11 protein-coding genes are annotated in these 17,524 nt (G+C 64.8%); 6 read left to right on the forward strand and 5 right to left on the reverse strand.

Annotated elements, in window-relative coordinates:
• Positions 1-165 precede the first annotated feature (165 nt).
• The gene (locus tag BI49514_RS13230; RefSeq protein WP_101546958.1) at positions 166-2,397 is read right to left on the reverse strand and encodes a HelD family protein; all 2,232 of its coding nucleotides are present in this window, start codon (positions 2,395-2,397) and stop codon (positions 166-168) included.
• A 233-nt stretch (positions 2,398-2,630) separates the two neighbouring features.
• Positions 2,631-3,383: a spermidine synthase gene (locus tag BI49514_RS13235; RefSeq protein WP_244195123.1), complete on the reverse strand. Its 753-nt coding sequence runs from the start codon at positions 3,381-3,383 to the stop codon at positions 2,631-2,633.
• 295 nt (positions 3,384-3,678) lie between these two features.
• On the opposite strand from BI49514_RS13235, the gene BI49514_RS13240 reads away from it, so the two are divergent.
• Together BI49514_RS13240 and BI49514_RS13245 are read left to right on the forward strand one after the other, a co-directional pair.
• Positions 3,679-4,851, forward strand: coding sequence for a DUF4192 family protein (locus BI49514_RS13240; RefSeq protein WP_167443952.1), 1,173 nt, complete (start codon positions 3,679-3,681; stop codon positions 4,849-4,851).
• 286 nt (positions 4,852-5,137) lie between these two features.
• Entirely contained in the window at positions 5,138-6,607 is a 1,470-nt protein-coding gene (locus BI49514_RS13245; RefSeq protein WP_101546961.1) for an RNA polymerase sigma factor, read from the forward strand.
• A gap of 84 nt (positions 6,608-6,691) precedes the next feature.
• On the opposite strand, the gene BI49514_RS13250 is transcribed toward BI49514_RS13245, so the two are convergent.
• Positions 6,692-7,540, reverse strand: coding sequence for an N-acetylmuramoyl-L-alanine amidase (locus tag BI49514_RS13250; RefSeq protein WP_101546962.1), 849 nt, complete (start codon positions 7,538-7,540; stop codon positions 6,692-6,694).
• A 126-nt stretch (positions 7,541-7,666) separates the two neighbouring features.
• Between BI49514_RS13250 and BI49514_RS13255 the strand changes: the two genes are divergently transcribed.
• Positions 7,667-9,778, forward strand: coding sequence for a DNA gyrase/topoisomerase IV subunit B (locus BI49514_RS13255; protein WP_101546963.1), 2,112 nt, complete (start codon positions 7,667-7,669; stop codon positions 9,776-9,778).
• A gap of 75 nt (positions 9,779-9,853) precedes the next feature.
• On the opposite strand, the gene BI49514_RS13260 is transcribed toward BI49514_RS13255, so the two are convergent.
• A complete protein-coding gene (locus tag BI49514_RS13260; protein WP_101546964.1) occupies positions 9,854-10,747 on the reverse strand; it encodes a M56 family metallopeptidase in 894 nt (297 codons plus the stop codon).
• Positions 10,748-10,765: 18 nt separating this feature from the next.
• On the reverse strand, positions 10,766-11,128 hold the full coding sequence (locus tag BI49514_RS13265; protein ID WP_101546965.1) for a BlaI/MecI/CopY family transcriptional regulator: 363 nt from the start codon (positions 11,126-11,128) through the stop codon (positions 10,766-10,768).
• A 243-nt stretch (positions 11,129-11,371) separates the two neighbouring features.
• On the opposite strand from BI49514_RS13265, the gene BI49514_RS13270 reads away from it, so the two are divergent.
• Genes BI49514_RS13270 through cydC form a run of 3 tightly spaced genes read left to right on the forward strand, consistent with a single transcriptional unit; the run spans position 11,372 to position 17,523 of the window.
• A complete protein-coding gene (locus tag BI49514_RS13270) occupies positions 11,372-12,943 on the forward strand; it encodes a cytochrome ubiquinol oxidase subunit I (protein ID WP_180954387.1) in 1,572 nt (523 codons plus the stop codon).
• Between the two features lie 12 nt (positions 12,944-12,955).
• Positions 12,956-13,978, forward strand: coding sequence for a cytochrome d ubiquinol oxidase subunit II (gene cydB / locus BI49514_RS13275; protein WP_101546966.1), 1,023 nt, complete (start codon positions 12,956-12,958; stop codon positions 13,976-13,978).
• A complete protein-coding gene (cydC, locus tag BI49514_RS13280) occupies positions 13,975-17,523 on the forward strand; it encodes a thiol reductant ABC exporter subunit CydC (protein ID WP_101546967.1) in 3,549 nt (1,182 codons plus the stop codon). The genes cydB and cydC overlap by 4 nt, the downstream gene beginning before the upstream one ends.
• Position 17,524 lies beyond the last annotated feature (1 nt).

Genomic DNA, 17,524 nt, shown 5'->3' on the forward strand with positions numbered 1-17,524 from the left:
ACGAAGAAATCCAAGAGGGAGATCAAGCGCAACCTCAAACGGTATCTAGCGCGCCGGGTCTACAAGATCCTCAACGCGCTAGATACCGTTCCTCAACCCGCTTGACAAGACATAGAAGGATCGAGGTTGCTGGGCCGCCGTCAGGTAGTAGTACGGGGTTTGGGGTCAGCTGGCTTGTCGGATCGTTTCGGCGGAGAAGATCTCGGTGAGCTCCGTCGATGCCGATGCCAGGACACGCAGACGTTCCGTCGTGCGGGTCAGCGCCACATAGAGACTGCCGACGCCCTTCTCGCTGCCGAGCGGGGCGATGCGGCCGGGTTCGACGATGATCACCGCGTCGAACTCGAGGCCCTTGGCCTGCTGCGGGGTGATGAGGGCGATCTGATGGTCCAAGCCCGTGACCGACCGCCCGAAATCGAAGTCCGCGATCGCCTCGGCGACGGGCTCGATGAGCTCCTCATCAGCGATGACGGCGACCTTCCCACCTTCGGCAGCGGACACCTCGGCCTCGACTGTCTCGGGGAGGGCACCCAGCATCTCCGATTCGTCGGCGAAGGAATCCAGGCGCGGGTCCGACCCTCCCTGGCGCACCGACTCGACGAGTTCGAGCTGCGGGAAATGCCGGTGCAGGTAGCGGTTGGCCAAATCCATCACCGACTGCGGGGTGCGGTAGGAGACCGTGAGCACCTGGAGGGCGAAGCGATCCCCGACGAATTCGCTCAGGATCGACGACCAGGTGCGGGCGTTGTCGACCTGCGAGGACTGGGCGAGGTCGCCGACTACCGTGGCCGACTTCGACGGCACTCGACGGAAGAGCACCCGCCACTGCATGGGAGTGAGCTCCTGCGCCTCATCCACGACGAGGTGGCCGTACGTCCACTCGCGGTCCTCGAGGGCGCGTTCGGCCAGAGTCATCGTCGGTCCCTGCTCCTCCCAGCGGGCCGCGAGGGTCTCGGCGGAGACCATCCCGCCGGTCTCGGTCATATCGACGACGGCTTCGGCGTATTCGCGTGCCGAGTCATCTCGCGCCTGCGTCTGCTGCGGAGCGGAACCGAGAAGCTCGGCCAACTCGTCGAGCAGCGGCACATCATCGACCGTGAACTCATCCCGACGCTGCTCGAGCAGAATCGACTGCTCGGCAGGAGTGAGGACCTTGCGGGCAGCGGCCTGCAGCTTGTGCGGCCTGCCCAGCAGAGAACGCAGCGCGGCGGCCGGGCCGATGGGGAACCACGCGAGGTTGAGGGCGCGACGGACGTCGACGGAGGAGCGCAGGTCTTCCAGCAGCTCGGGCAGCCGTTCGCCGGCCGCATCCATCCCCATCTCACGGGCGAGATCCTCGGCGAGGATCTTCATCAGACCAGTGACGAAACCGGTGCGGGCGGCATTGTGCGGGTCCCCGCTGCGACGAGCCCGATCGCGCGCGGACTGAACGTCCTTACGACGCAGCACGATCGTGTGAGAACGCACCCGCATCTCGACATCGTGATCGGGAATGCGCTGATAGTTCGCAACATGGTTCTTGAGCACCCGAGCCATGACGGAGCGGCCCTTGATCTCGGCAACAGCCGGTGCATCTGCGGCATCCGTATCGAGGCCCGGATACAGCTGACCGGGAGTGAGCAGAACGGCCCCGGTTTCGCCGAGGCTGGGCAGAACCTTCTCGATGTACTTGAGGAACACCGTCGACGGGCCGACGAGGAGGACACCGGACTTCGCGATGCGCTCACGATGACGGTAGAGCAGGAAAGCGGCCCGGTGGAGCGCGACGGCGGTCTTGCCGGTTCCCGGCCCTCCCTGGACGACGAGCACGCCGGAGAGCGGACGGCGGATGATCGCATCCTGCTCGGCCTGGATGGTCGCGACGATATCGCCCATCCGTCCGGTGCGATGAGTGGTGAGGGCGGCGAGGAGTGCGCCTTCGCCCTGGAGATTCGATCGCTGAGCGTCATCGAGTGCGTCGATGTCGAGCACATCGTCTTCGATGCCGGTGACCTTCCGGCTCGCGGTGACGAGGTGACGTCGGCGGGCGATCCCGTCGGGGTTGGCGGCCGTCGACTGGTAGAAGCGCTCGGCGGCCGGCGCCCTCCAGTCGATGAGGATCTGCTGACGCTGTTCGTCGGTGAGTCCGATGCGACCGATGTAGGTGGGGTCGTCTTCGTCGATGATGTCGAGGCGACCGAAGCACAGCCCCTCCTCGGCGCCGTCGAGACGGATGAGCTGATCTTCGTACATCGTCGCGAAGGCATCGCGTTCGGTGCGGTGCTGGTGGTTGCCTCCGACCTCGGAGACCCTCACCGTGCCCAGGCGGGCCGTCGTCTCCTCCCGAAGCTCATCGAGGCGGGCATAGAGCTCGTCGAGCTTGGTCTGCTCGACACGAATTTCTGAAGTTTCGGTCATCTCACCTTCTTGGGTCGGCATTCAATTATGCCGAACTTTCCCCAGTGTCTGTAGTCGCATCGTCATTTCGGACCGGGGCGTACCTCACATTCCCGGTCTGCCGGGGGCAGGCAGAGCCAGCCGGGTCAGCAGGGCGAAGGGTGAAGAACCAGCTGGGTCGGAAAGTGCAGGAGTGTGGGATCCCAGAGGCAACCGGGCCCGACGTGAAGGTCAGAGTCCCGATCTCGTGAAGATCAGAGGCCCAACCGGGAGCGCAGATCTGCTCCCGCCAGGAAGGCCGCAGAGGAGGCGGCCGTGCGCAGACTGCGGTCGAGCCCGCCCGTGTCGAGGGGAGTGTTGGAGGCGAGGACGACGACGTTTCCGCGTCGACGTCCTTTGAGGATCGCCGGTTCCGTGGCAGCGGCAAGATGGGCGAAGTGGTCGCCGAGGCTGCGGAGTTCGGACCGGAGGACGCGGTGGTCACCTGTGTCAGGCACATTGGCGACATAGATGCCGGAGTCCTTGACCGCCTCGGCGCAGGAGGCGAAGAACTCCGAACTCTGCAGAGACGCGGGAACCGAGTCGTGGTCGAAGGCGTCGCGGACGAGGACGTCGAGGGTATCGGGCCGGAACTTGCCGATCTCCACCGCCCCGTCGCCGGCGCGCAGCGCCAGGGCGGGGGAGCGTGGCAGGTCGAACCAGTCGCGGGCGAAGTCGAGCAGCTTGGCATCGATGTCGATCGCCGTCTGCTTCGATCCCGGTCGTGCCGAGTTCAGCGCCCGGGCCAGAGCACAGCCGGCAGCACCGATGTGTGCGGCCCGCAGCGTCCGGTCAGGGAGTTGAACGTCGATGATGCGTCGCATCCAGTCCAGGTACTCGAAGTCCAGTCGCTGCGGATCGCTGAGCGTGATCGACGAAGAAGGGACCCCATTGACGTGGAGCACATAGGACTCGGCCTCACCGTCGAGCTTCTCCAGCCGGGCTTCACCCGTCGAGATGTCGACCACTTGAGAACCAGGAGCTGTGTATATCCGTCTCTTTGCCACCCTTCACTTGTATGCCAGCGCGGTGTTTGAGGCAATTCGGCCCGGGTTCTCGTGGGGATGACGGATGTCACTCGCCCATCAGAGCGCTGTGGACCCGTTCGGACCATCCACAGGCGCAGACCAGGATCTGGAGGAACGGATGCGGGATCGGCTGAAGTGGGTACCCAGACAGGCAGCCCATCCCAGGCATGGGCCTCGCCTCAGGCACGGGAACCGCTCCGCACCGGCTGGTTCCGAACTGATCAAGGAGGACGCAGTGAAGACACCGGCCCGCACACCCGAGGACATCATCGGGATCATTCCCCATACTCTCGGGTACACCCCGCATCGCAGCCTCGTCGCTGTCATCGTCGGCACCGAGCTCAACGGGTGCCAGACCAGTTCGACCACGATGCGCATCGACTTCGACCGGGAGAGCGCGGCGCAGACGCTGTCCGAAGGCGGCGGCTGGTACGCCGACCTCGTCATGCGCGCAGGTACGGTCACCGGGGTCTTCCTCGTTCTCTATGATGATGACTATCAGCCGGTCAGCGCTTTCGGCGCCGGTGCAGACGCCGAATACGCAGAGATCCACCGTGGTCTCATCCGAGCGGCGATCGACGAACTGGCCATCACCTTCGCCGCCAGAAGCGTCGACACCCTCAGCGCATGGTGGGTCAACCAAGAGCACTTCGGACGCATCGACGAAGACGGCTATGACTGCACACCGCTGATCGAGGCAACCACCTCGGCGTGTGCCACCGAACTCGTCGCCGGCGGATCCAACCCAGTCAACGATCCGGAGGATCTCGTCATCGCCCCGATGCCCGCCGAAGCCTTCGCCGACAGTCGTCGCGGACATGCCGAGGAGTGGATGGGCACGGACGAGGCCTTCGCGATCCTCGCCGAGGTATACCCGCGCCTGGACGGCATGCGGTGCGAGGAGGAAGCGATCGACGAGGCGCGCATCCACGACCTCATGGACCTGCCCACCGTGATGGCACTCGATACCCTGCTCGTCGAGAAATGGTCGCGCGACGCCCTCGAGATGATCCTCAGCTTCGACCACCCAGACTTCCCGCCCTGCCTGGTCAAGGGACTCGACGGTGACGAACTCATCGTGATGAGCCGCCGTGTGGTCGCCCAAGCACGGGCGGCTCAGCAGCTCGTCGGGCTCTCAGCGCGTGCGCCCAGGCCACGCGACATCATGCTCACCATCGCCTTCCTCAAGGACTACCTGCACGCCGGCCACCCGCGGGCCAGAGCCAACACCTATGCCGTCATCGCCTGGTTCGAATGGTCTCTGGGCGGATCGACGATGGCGCTGAACTATGCGCGCGCCGCTCTCGGGCTCGAAGCCGAGCACGGGCTGGCCGAGCTCATCTGCAGCGCGGTCGAAATGGGGTGCCTGCCCCGCTGGCTGACGGAGACTCAGCGTTCGACCATCTGATCGGAGCTGCCGCGTACGGCGCGAACGGTCGGCCTCCCCGATGTGGGCGGTCGGCCGTCTCGGCGAGATCCACGCGAGGGGGGAGGCAAGGGGAACAGATTCGCAGGTCACATTGTTGTCGGGGACAGGCCGGACGGATCGTCCCGGAGTCTTCGACGACCGATTCGCAAAGCGAGGAATAACGTGAGAAAATTAAGCGTTGACCCAGTCATTGCATGATGGGCGAACTCTGCGTTCGCCCCGGACCGCACGCGGACCACTTGACTTGGGTCTTAGTACTGTCCGAATGCATGGGGAAGTTTCAACGCTCGCGAAAGGTGAACACGTGCCCAGAGTCGACAAGGAATCCACAACGGTGACGGAGAAGTCGGAGGGAACGGCCGGCACGACCTCGACCGGTGGATCCAAGACCACTGCGGCGTCGAAGTCCACTGCGAAGAAGACGACCGCTGCCGGAGCCAAGAAGACAGCGACCGCGAAGTCGACGACTGCGAAGTCGACGGCAGCAAAGACCGAGACGGCTGCGTCGAAGAAGACGACTGCTGCGAAGAAGACAGCCGCCGCGAAGTCGACTGCGGCTCCGGCGAAGACCACGACGAAGGCCACGGCCGCCAAGGAAGCCAAGAAGGCGACCAAGGCGAAGAAGACCGACGACGATATCGACACCACCGAGGAGGTCGAACCGGCCGCGGACGCTCTGGCCACAGAGGAGAGCCCCGCCGAGGCGACCGAGACGAAGAACTCGGAAGAGAAGGAGAAGAACGCCGCCGTGGCCGAGGCCGGTGGCTTCATCGTCTCCGATGCCGACGAAGAGGACGCGCCTGCTCAGCAGGTCGTCTCCGCCGGTGCGACCGCAGACCCGGTCAAGGACTACCTCAAGCAGATCGGCAAGGTGGCTCTGCTCAACGCCGCCGAAGAGGTCGATCTCGCCAAGCGCATCGAAGCCGGAATGTACGCCGAGCACCTGCTCGACGGCGGAGAGGTGACCGACCCGCGCGAAACGATGGACTACAAGTGGATCATCCACGACGGTCGCATCGCGAAGAACCACCTGTTGGAGGCCAACCTCCGACTCGTCGTGTCCCTGGCCAAGCGCTACACCGGCCGCGGAATGCTGTTCCTCGACCTCATCCAGGAAGGCAACCTCGGCCTCATCCGCGCCGTCGAGAAGTTCGACTACACGAAGGGCTTCAAGTTCTCGACCTACGCCACGTGGTGGATCCGCCAGGCCATCACCCGCGCGATGGCCGACCAGGCTCGAACGATCCGCATCCCGGTGCACATGGTCGAGGTCATCAACAAGCTCGCCCGCGTGCAGCGCCAGATGCTGCAGGACCTCGGTCGCGAACCGGCCCCGGAGGAGCTTGCGAAGGAGCTCGACATGACACCCGAGCGTGTCGTCGAGGTCCAGAAGTACGGTCGCGAGCCCATCTCGCTGCACACCCCGCTGGGTGAAGACGGCGACTCGGAATTCGGCGACCTCATCGAGGACTCCGAGGCAGTTGTGCCCTCGGACTCGGTGAGCTTCACACTCCTCCAGGAGCAGCTGCACTCCGTGCTCGACACGCTCTCGGAACGTGAGGCGGGAGTGGTGTCCATGCGCTTCGGACTCAATGACGGTCAGCCGAAGACCCTCGACGAGATCGGCAAGGTCTACGGCGTCACCCGTGAGCGCATCCGCCAGATCGAGTCGAAGACGATGGCCAAGCTGCGTCACCCGTCTCGTTCGCAGGTACTGCGCGATTATCTCGACTGAGTCTCACCTCGGCCGGTCCACGATACGGATCAGTCAGAAGCGAACGCCCCTGGGATCGTCCCAGGGGCGTTCGGCATTCACGCGTCAGAACCAGTCGACGACGCCGTCGAACAGGGCATCGGCGTATTTCCTCTGCCCGGATTTCGACTCCATGAGCTTTGCCTCCGACGGGTTGCGCATCTCTCCGCATTCGACGATGACGGCGGGAACCGATGCGTTGTTCAACCCGGCCAGGTCCGGGCGACGGCTGATCGCATCCTTTCCATAGGCCTTGTTCGGGGTGAATTCTTCACCCATCGAACTCCCCACGGACTTCGCCAGGTCCCCGGAGGCCTTCTCGGTCTTCTCGTCCTCACCGGGATCGGCGACGATGATGTGGAAGCCCTTCACCGAACTCGACTCGCTGCCGTTGGCATGGATGCTCACCAGCACGTCCGCGTCGTCGGCGAATGTTCCGCGCTCGTCCACGCACGGTCCGACTCCGGTGTTGTCCTTCCGGCTGAGCACGACCTCGGCTCCGGCGTCGGTCAGCGACTGCTCCAGCTTCTTCGCCACGGCCCAGGTGAAATCGGCTTCCGGATAGTCGGAATTCGTCGAAGTGCCCGTGGTGTTGCAGGCCTTCGTTCCGCCGCGTCCGTCCGGAACCTGCCGGTTGATCTTCTCCGGATGGACCGCATTTCCGCCATTGTGTCCCGGATCGATCGCAATGACCTTCCCTTTGAGATCCGCCTCTGCCTCCTTTGCCGAGGCGGTGCCCGACTTCGCGTCGTCGCCTCCGTCCGCACCGTTGCCGGCAGTCGGAGACTCGCCGGTCGTCTCGGCCGCCTGACTCGTTCGTCCGGGGGCACCTGCGCCCTGGGAACAGGCCGCCAGTCCGGGCAGGCTGAGAGCGGCGGTGAAAAGGAGACTTGGGACGAGGAGGCGATGCGGCATGACTCCATTGTTTCAGCTCAGGAGTGCCCATGGTCGGGGTCGACCGGATGTATTCCCGACACGGGCCCGAGGGAATAGGGTCCTGAGCGTGCAGCGATTAGAATTTAATCGAACGAGAGGAATTGTGTGGAAGACGAAAGCTACGGCGCCAGGCACCTGTCCGTCCTGTCCGGTCTTGAGGCGGTTCGCAAGCGACCCGGCATGTACATCGGCACGACCGATTCCCGTGGTCTCATGCACTGTCTGTGGGAGGTCATCGACAACTCCGTCGACGAGGCGCTCGGCGGCCACGGTTCCGAGATCCTCATCGAACTCGCCGCTGACGGATCGGTGGCCGTCACCGACAAGGGCCGCGGCATCCCCGTCGACATCGAACCGAAGACCGGGCTGACCGGCGTCGAAGTCGTCATGACCAAGCTCCATGCCGGCGGAAAGTTCGGCGGCTCCTCCTACGCTGCTTCGGGCGGACTGCACGGAGTCGGCGCCTCGGTCGTCAACGCCCTGTCCGCTCGCCTCGACGTCGAAGTCACCCGCGGATCGAAGGTGCACAAGATGTCCTTCCGCCGAGGCGTGCCCGGACGCTTCGACGACTCCTCCGGCACAGCGAGCCCCGACAACCCCTTCGAGGCCTTCCAGGAGCCGACCGGCCTCGACATCGCCGGCAAAGCCAAGCGCGGCGCCACCGGCACTCGGGTCCAGTACTGGGCCGATCCGCAGATCTTCCTGTCCAAGGCCCAGTTCGACTACCCGCATCTGGTCGAACGCGCCCGTCAGACCGCTTTCCTCGTGCCCGGTCTCGAGCTGCGCATCGTCGATCGTCGCGGTGTCACTCGTGACGAGACCGGTGCCGTCATCGAAGAGCGCGAAGAGGTCTTCAAGTTCGACGGCGGAATCACCGAATTCGTTGATCACCTCTCCATCGACCCGCCGATCACCGACACCTGGCGATTGCAGAACACCGGCACCTTCAAGGAGACCGTCCCGGTCCTCAATTCCTCGGGTCACCTCGAGTCCAAGGAAGTCGAACGCGAGGTCGGCGTCGATATCGCTCTGCGCTGGGGGACCGGCTACGACACGAAGCTGAAGTCCTTCGTCAACGTTGTCGCCACTCCACAGGGCGGCACACACCTCGCCGGGTTCGAACAGGCCTGCCTGAAGGCGATGCGCAAGGCCGTCGACGCCAACGCACGCAAGCTCAAGGTCGGCAAGGACAAGCTCGAGAAGGACGATGTGCTCGCCGGCATCACCGCCGTCGTCACCGTGCAGCTGGCCGAACCCCAGTTCGAGGGGCAGACCAAGGAGGTCCTCGGCACCGCAGCAGTGCGACAGATCGTGGCGAAGACCGTCGAGTCTCAGCTCGGCGAGGTGCTTGCCTCGACCAAACGTGCTGAGAAGCAGCAGGCCGCTGTGCTCATGGAGAAAGTCGTGGCCGAGATGAAGTCGCGAATCTCCGCCCGCACCCACAAGGAGAACCAGCGGCGGAAGACCGCGCTGGAAGCCTCGTCGCTGCCGGCGAAGCTCTACGACTGCCGTGACAACGGGGTGGAGAACACGGAGCTGTTCATCGTCGAGGGAGACTCGGCGATGGGGACGGCGAAGGCCGCTCGCAATTCCGACCACCAGGCGCTGTTCCCCATCCGCGGGAAGATCCTCAACGTGCAGAAGGCGACTCTGGCCGACATGCTCGCCAATGTCGAATGCTCAGCACTCATCCAGGTCATCGGCGCCGGCTCCGGGCGCAGCTTCGATATCGACGCTGCCCGGTACGGCCGAGTCATCATCATGACCGACGCCGATGTCGACGGAGCGCATATCCGCACTCTCCTGCTGACTCTGTTCTTCCGGTACATGAAGCCGCTGGTCGAGGCCGGTCGCGTCTTCGCGGCCGTGCCTCCACTGCACCGAGTCGAGGTCGTGACGAAGCGCGGAACGCCCAACGACATCGTCTACACCTACACCGAAGCCGAGCTCCACGCTCTGCTGAAGAAGCTCGAGAAGCAGAAGAAGACCTACAAGGAGCCGATCCAGCGGTACAAGGGCCTCGGCGAGATGGATGCCGATCAGCTGGCCGAGACGACCATGGACCCGAGCATGCGCACCCTGCGTCGGGTGACGATGGCGGATGCCGAGATGGCGGAGAACACCTTCGAACTCCTCATGGGATCATCGGTCGGGCCGCGCAAGGAATTCATCGTCTCCGGCGCGGCCGTCCTCGATGCCGAACGCATCGACAGCTGATCTCGACTGCTGAGTCAGCACCAATGCTGAGTCAGCGCCACCTCATCTGAGCCCGGACCGAGAATCGGTCCGGGTTCAGATGCCGAATGCGGACGGTGTGACGATGAGCAGGGTCGGCAGGAGCAGCAGCAGAACGGCCAGTCCGATCGACATCAGCCGCACGGGGATCCGCGCCGGATCCAGGGGATGCGACAGGCGCTGGATGCGCTGCGCGGACAGATCGCTGCGGTGGTCGGGGCTGATCGCGGCGGCCGATCTCACTGCCTGAGCCAGGATCTGCGGATCGACATGGTCGCGGGCCTGATCATCGGCCATGAGCTCGATGAGCCGATTCACCGAGTTCAACCCGATCGCCGTGGCCGAGAAGTACGGCAGGGCCCGATGCCAGGCGGCGAAGGGGATGACGAGCACATCGTGCCGGAAATCCAGATGCGCCCGCTCATGGGCGATGACAGCGGTGCGCTCATCCTCGTCGAGGGCCTTGAGCAGACCGGTCGACAGAACGGCAGTGCCCTTCCGCGGCCCCTTGGGCAGGCAGTAGGCGACGGCCTCATCGGTGGTGATGATGCGCGTGTCGGGATAGGCGATCGACGGTTCGCTGAGCAGATGCAGGATCTCGTCGTGGCGCAGGCGAGTCTGCCGAGCCGAATAGAGGGTCAGGACCAGGCAGCCGAGCAGCCGACCGATGAGGAGCACGGCGATGACGAGGAAGATCCAGGCCAAGAGTGAGAGCTGAGTGTGGTCCTTGCCCCGGATGAGGTCGAAGAGTCCCTGCGGGAGACTCGTCGTTCCCGGGGTGACCGCGAAGGCGAGCGCAGCGCCGATGAGGGAGAGTCCTCCGGAGAGTCCGACAGCCTGCCAGAGGACGACCTCAGAGATCGGGTCACCGCGGAAACGCGCGAGGGCCGCAGGAATAGGCCATGCCAGCAGAAAAGCCAGCACGGCCAGAACGATTCCCACGATGGTCATTGAGGTGACCGGCCTGAGTCAGGACTGCGTCGAGTGATTGCGCCCGAGCAGATTGCGCAGCGCCTTGGTGTCGGCCTCCGAGACGGTGCCGAGGAAGCGAGCGAGGACAGCCTGACGATCCGGTGCCTGAGACAGCATCTCGTTCATCAGCTCCGCTACGTGATCCTCACGTGTCGATACCGCGACATAGCGATGCGGACGGATGCTGCGATCGCGAGTGACGAAGCCCTTCTTCTCGAGTCGAGACAGGACCGTATGGACCGTTGTCAGCGCGAGCTCACGATCCGAGAGGACTTCGCGGAGTTCGGCGGCGCTCAACCCCTCGTCGTGGACCCAGATGGCGTCCATGACGCTGCGTTCGAGTTCACCCAGTGTTCCCACAGTTCTTTCGCCCTCAATTTCTTTGTCGGCCTGATCGCTCCAGTATATCTCTACAGTCTGTCGAATTCCACACAGAGGTATGAGCATCGGCAGAGGGGCGGACCTGGTCAGGGGAGCTTGCCCGAGAGCATACTTGGAACCGGGAGTCTTGAATGATGAAACCACTCGGGCAGGGTTTCTACGAACTGTAGAATTCTACGTGACGTAGAAATATTGCTCGCGTGAAACCTGAATGGAGCACCCATGGAGCTGGACCCGGTCCTCATCGGACGCTGGCAATTCGGAATCACAACGGTCTACCACTTCTGGATGGTGCCGTTGACCCTGGGACTCGGCATGCTCGTGGCGGTCCTGCAGACCATCTATCATCGCACCGGCAACGAGGTGTACCTGCGGAGCACGAAGTTCTTCGGCAAGCTCTTCCTCATCAACTTCATCATGGGCGTGGCCACCGGCCTGGTCCAGGAATTCCAGTTCGGCATGGCATGGAGCGAATACTCCCGCTTCGTCGGCGACGTCTTCGGCGCGCCCCTGGCGCTTGAGGCTCTGCTGGCCTTCTTCCTCGAGTCGACCTTCCTCGGCCTGTGGATCTTCGGTTGGGGCCGACTGCCTCGCGCGGTTCACCTCGGTTCGCTGTGGCTCGCCGTCATCGGCACATGGATCTCGGCCTATTTCATCATCGTCGCAAATTCCTGGATGCAGCACCCCGTCGGCGTCGAGATGGTCGACGGTCGGCCCGTGATGACCGACGTCTGGGCGGTCCTCGGCAACAACACCGCCGTCGCCGCCTTCACGCACACGATCTTCGGTGCCCTGGCAGTGGGCGGATCCTTCCTCCTCGGCATCTCCTGGTACCACCTCTACCACCGGCGCAAGGCCGGAATCGACACTGTCGGTGCCGACGGCAAGGTCATCGTGGGCTCTTCGAAGGAGCTTCCCGGGCGGGACAAGACGGATCATGCGGTGTGGATCAAGTCCCTGCGCATCGGCGCGATCGTCGGCGTCCTCGCCTTCGCCGGCGTTTCGATCACCGGCGACGTCCAAGCCAAGCTGATGTTCGATCAGCAGCCCATGAAGATGGCCTCCGCCGAAGCGGCCTGCCACGACGGCACCCAATTCTCCGTCCTCACGATCGCCGACCCGTCGTCGAACGACTGCGACGGAGTGCAGAACATATTCGAGATCCCCGGTCTGCTGTCCTTCCTGGCCAACGGCGACTTCGACACCCCGGTCCACGGTGTGACGACGCTGCTGCCTGAATACCAGGAGCGCTACGGCACGCATATCCCCGACGACCCGCGGTACGGCGACCACGCCGGCGAACCCATCGACTACCAGCCGATCATGATCGTCACCTACTGGGGCTTCCGCATGATGATCGGCTTCGGCGCTCTGGCCGCCGGCGTCTGCGTCATCGGACTGTGGCTGGCCCGCAAGGGCACGGTGCCCGAGTCGAAATGGCTCAGCCGCGGATTCGTCCTGGCCATCACGGCACCGTTCCTCGCGAATTCGGCAGGATGGATCTTCACCGAAATGGGACGCCAGCCCTTCGTCGTCGCACCGAACCCGGCTCAGCTCGACGGAGTGTACATGTACACCCAGGCGGCGCTGTCACCCGAGGTGACACCGGCGATGCTGCTGTTCTCACTGATCAGTCTCACCTCCGTCTACGGAATTCTGATGGTCGTCGAACTGCGGCTGATCACGAAGTACGTCAAGGGGGGAGTCGCCTCGGCGATGCCCGAGCTCGACCAGACGAATACGAAACCCACGATCACCGACAACGGCGACGACGTCCTGTCGTTCGCGTACTGAGGGAAGGTCACGATGGAAATCCTCGCCACAATCTGGTTCGTCCTCATCGTCGTGCTCTGGATGGGATACCTGCTCCTCGACGGCTTCGACCTCGGCGTGGGCATGATGATGCCCTTCCTCAGCCGCAGCGAACGCAGCAAGCGCGTTCTGCTCAACTCGATCGGTCCGGTCTGGGAAGGCAACGAGGTCTGGCTGATCACCGCGGCCGGAGCGATGTTCGCCGCCTTCCCGCACTGGTACGCCTCACTGTTCTCCGCGCTCTACATTCCACTGACCGTCTGCCTGCTCGCGCTGATCTTCCGCGCCGTGGCCATCGAATACCGCGGAAAGGGGCACTCGGAGAAGTGGAAGGCCTTCTGGACCTGGGCCCTGGCCGTGGGATCAGCCGGAACAGCCTTCTGCATCGGTGCGATGCTCGCACTCACGACCATCGGGCTGCCGCTCAATGATCATGGCGACATGATCGGCGGTGCCTTCGCCTGGATGTCATGGCCGGCGCTCGTCGGCGGACTCGGCGGCCTCGGTTTCTCCCTGGCCCACGGGCTCATCTTCCTCGGTCTCAAGACCCAGGGCGAGGTCCGGGCGCGGTCGCGGCGCTGGGCCGGTCGGATCATGCTGCCGGCCGCGATTCCGTTCCTCATCTGGTTCGCCTTCTCGATCACCCAGCGGACCTGGCTCGTCATTCCGGTGCTCATCGCGATCGCCGCTCTCATCTTCGCGTTCGTCGCGGTCCGCGCCGGTGCCGAGAAGCGCGCCTTCATCCTGCACGGGATCTACCTCATCGCCGGTCTGGCCGCGGTCTTCGCCGGTGTCTTCCCGAATGTCCTGCCCTCGACGATCGACCCGGCGAACTCGCTGACGATCGCTGCGGCATCCTCGTCGGACTACACCTTGAACGTCATGCTCATCGTGACGATCGTGATCCTGCCGATCATCATCGCCTACCAGATCTTCAGCTACCGGATGTTCCTCGGCCGCATCGCCGAGACCCACATCCCCGAAGCTCACAAGCTGCCGGTGGCGATCCGATCGTGAGCTCGCCCCTGTCGATCCTGCTCGAGCTGCCGACCGGTCGGCGGGGGTTGGCACTGTCCGTGCTCTCCGCCCTGTGCCGGTCGGTGGGAATCGTGCTCATCGCCGAAGCCCTGGTGAGAGCCATCATCGGCCACAGCGCGCCCGGACTGTGGGTGGTCCTCGGAGCCCTCGGTGCGCTGCTGCGCGGCGGCGGTCTCTGGCTCGACCGCAGTCTGGGCACCAGCCTGGCAGCCGTTTCGAAACAGGGTCTGCGGCGCTCGATCCTCTCCGGTCTGCTGCGCGGCCGGGGACGCCCGCGGACGAATGCGGCGGTCACGGTCACCCGCGGAATCGACGATCTCGACGACTACTTCACCACGGTGGTGCCGGCCCTGACCGCGGCCGCGGTGGTGCCCATCGTACTGCTGGTGCGGATCGTCTTCAGCGATGTCCTCTCGGCGGTCATCATCGCGGTGTGCCTGCCGTTGGTGCCGATGTTCATGGTGCTCATCGGCCGCTACACGGCAGAGTCGACCTCGGAGACCATGGCTGCTCTGGAGCGGCTGTCGGATCACCTGGCCGAACTCGCCGAGGGGCTGCCCGTCCTCATCGGTCTCGGCCGATCACGCGATCACGCGCGCCGGCTGCGGGAACTGGGGGAGCGCTACCATCAGGCGAACCTCACGACGCTGCGCATCGCGTTCCTCTCCAGTCTGGCGCTTGAGCTCATCGCCACGATCTCCGTGGCGCTTGTCGCCGTGGTCATCGGTGTGCGCCTGGTCAACGGGTCGATGGACCTCGGGGATGGCCTGTTGGTTCTGCTCATCGCACCCGAATGCTTCATCCCCCTGCGGGAACTCGGGGCCGGCTATCATGCGAGCGAGAACGGGCGTGAGGCTCGGGAGAGAGCTCGGGCGCTGCTGTCGGAGACACGGTCGGCAGATAAGGATGTGCCGGCGACCGAGCCGGTGACGGCCCGGTCGACGACGGCGGGCGCACGCGCGCTCGATACCCCCGGCCGGGCGGGGGAGCAGAGGGTCCTCTACGCCGACGGCACACTCATCACGTGGTCTGGCGACATCGATACCCGGCCGGGAGTGACGACGATCAGCGGCAGGTCCGGAACCGGCAAGACGACAGTGCTCAGCGCGCTGGTCGGCAGTCTGCCAGCAGATGCACACACCACTGTCGGCCCGGTGAGCGCGGCCTATGTGCCGCAGGCTCCACGTATGTTCGCCGAGACCATCGGCGCCGAACTGGCACTCTTCGGACTCGACGCCGACCAGGCTCGGACGGCGCTGTCGGCTGCCGGACTGCCCACCGATCTGCGGGTGCAGACGGCGGCGCTGAGCCCCGGCCAGCAGCGTCGGCTGGCGCTCGTTCGAGTGCGGCACCGCCTCGGTGACGGGGCCGAGCTGCTCGTCCTCGACGAACCGACTGCCCACCTCGACGCCGACAATGCCGCCATCGTCATCGACATGATCGCCGAGGCGGCCGCCACCCACCGCGTGATCCTCGCCAGCCATGACGAACAGGTTCGCGCGCTGGCCGACACAGAGATCCGCCCTGAGAAGACGCACGTCGAAGCGGCAGAGAACGGTGTACCAGCGGGCTCGAAGGCAACCGCGATCGCGGATCATGCCCGAACCGACGGCGCCGAGGCTCCTGTCGCGCAGGCGCGGAATGACGCTTCCGATCCGGCGGAACGGACGGGTTCGGGCAGCGAGCCCGGGCATCGGTCCGGCGTCGAACCAGGCCCGAACATCTCGACGCAGGACTCCGGGGGCGAGTCCTGGACAGGTGCACTGCGACGTCGCTGGTCGATACTGGGCTCGAACCTGCCGCTGTTCACCCCGACCATGCTGGTGGCCGCGCTCACCGCCTGCGCGTCCAGCCTCGCGGCCATCGCCCTGACTGCCGTCTCCGCATGGCTCATCGTCGAAGCTTCGTACCAGCCGCCGATCATGCTGCTCATGGTCGCCATCGTCGGTGTGCGCTTCTTCGGGCTCGGTCGCTCCGTGCTGCTCTACGCCAGCCGGCTGAGACTCCACTCGGCGATCTTCGCCGCGCTTACGAGACTGCGCACACGGCTGTGGGAGCACTTCGAGCGCGTCGGCATGAGTGATCGGCGTCTGCTGACCTCGGATTCGGCGCTGCGCGCCATGGTCGCCGACGCCGACGACGTCCGCGACCTGGTGCCCCGGACTCTGTTCCCGCCTTTCGTCTCCACCATGGTCGTCATCGGCGTGAGCATCACTGCGGCACTTCTCGACGTGAGGTCACTGGGTTGGTTCGTCCTGGTGGGTGTCATCAACCTCGTCATCGTCCCGATTCTCGTCATCCGGGCAGAGAGCAGGTTGGCGTACGGAATCAGGGAGGACCGCAACCGGATCCTGTCCGTGCTCACTCGCGCTCTGCATGCAAAGGACGATCTGCGCACGAACCGGGTCGACTTCGCAGTCCTCGGCCTGTTGGCCGGCTTGGAGGCCGACCTCGAGAAGAAGCAGAAGGCCTCTGCCCGCAACTTCGGGCTCGCCCAACTGTGGCTGCAGCTGAGCACGTTCACCACCGCAGTGATCCTGGCGGTGTCCACGGATGCTCCGACAGAGATCGTCGCGGTGCTCTCCCTCATGGCCTTGGGCCTGGGCGAAGTGTTCGCTTCGGCACTCGAAGCGTTCCGCCAGCTGCCCGCCCTGGGATCGGCACTGGACTGTCTGCCCGATGCAGACAGTGCGGCGGACCGCGAAGCCGAGGTCTCGGGACACGACGTCGAAGTGCAGGCTCCTGCTGCCGGAACGACGGCCGGCGAGAGCGACGACTCGTCGCGCAGCTCTGGCCCGGTCGAGCTCGTCGGCGTCGACGCCCTCGAATTCGACGAGATCACCGTCGGATGGGACGAACAGACTGTCGTCGCAGGACTCGACCTGAGAGCTCAACGCGGTAGTTGGACCGTGCTGTGCGGTGACAGCGGAACCGGTAAGACGACGAGCCTGAGTGTGCTTCTGCGGTTCCTTGACCCCTGGTCCGGCAGCTACCGTGCTCGTGACCGGAGCGGGACCGACCACGATATGCTCACCTGCTCATCCCAAGACCTCGTCGGCCGAATCGCCTGGTGCCCTCAGGAGGCACACGTCTTCCGCTCCACCGTGCGCGGCAATCTCGCACTCGCCGGGCGGTCGGTCCCCGGGGACGACGAGATGATCTCCGTGCTGAGAGCGGCAGGGCTGAGCGACTGGGCCGATGCAGAGGGGCTCGAACGGTGGGTCGGCGACCACGGAGCGGAGATCTCCGGCGGTCAGCGACAGCGATTGGCGGTGGCCAGAACCCTGCTGACCGGAGCCGATGTGATCGTCCTCGACGAACCGACGGCGCACTTGGACGATGAGACGGCTCGGCTGCTCATCGACGATCTCCGTGGAAGCCTGGGCGCCCGCACGGTCGTCATGGTCACCCATGACAGGAGACTGATCTCGGACGGCGATGAGGTCGTCGACCTCGGCACAGGCGAACCGGGTGCAGCGGACCTCGGCTCACGCGATTCCGAGGTCGAGCACTCGAGAGTCTGAG

Source organism: Brevibacterium iodinum ATCC 49514, assembly GCF_900169265.1.
In the GTDB taxonomy this organism is placed as follows: Bacteria; Actinomycetota; Actinomycetes; order Actinomycetales; family Brevibacteriaceae; genus Brevibacterium; species Brevibacterium iodinum.

Bases quoted from the DNA above. Each gene is read 5' to 3' on its own strand.
- BI49514_RS13230 (WP_101546958.1), bottom strand. From the start codon at position 2,397: ATGACCGAAACTTCAGAAATTCGTGTCGAGCAGACCAAGCTCGACGAG.
- BI49514_RS13245 (WP_101546961.1), top strand. From the start codon at position 5,138: ATGCATGGGGAAGTTTCAACGCTCGCGAAAGGTGAACACGTGCCCAGA.
- BI49514_RS13250 (WP_101546962.1), bottom strand. From the start codon at position 7,540: ATGCCGCATCGCCTCCTCGTCCCAAGTCTCCTTTTCACCGCCGCTCTC.
- BI49514_RS13260 (WP_101546964.1), bottom strand. From the start codon at position 10,747: ATGACCATCGTGGGAATCGTTCTGGCCGTGCTGGCTTTTCTGCTGGCA.
- BI49514_RS13270 (WP_180954387.1), top strand. From the start codon at position 11,372: ATGGAGCTGGACCCGGTCCTCATCGGACGCTGGCAATTCGGAATCACA.
- cydB (WP_101546966.1), top strand. From the start codon at position 12,956: ATGGAAATCCTCGCCACAATCTGGTTCGTCCTCATCGTCGTGCTCTGG.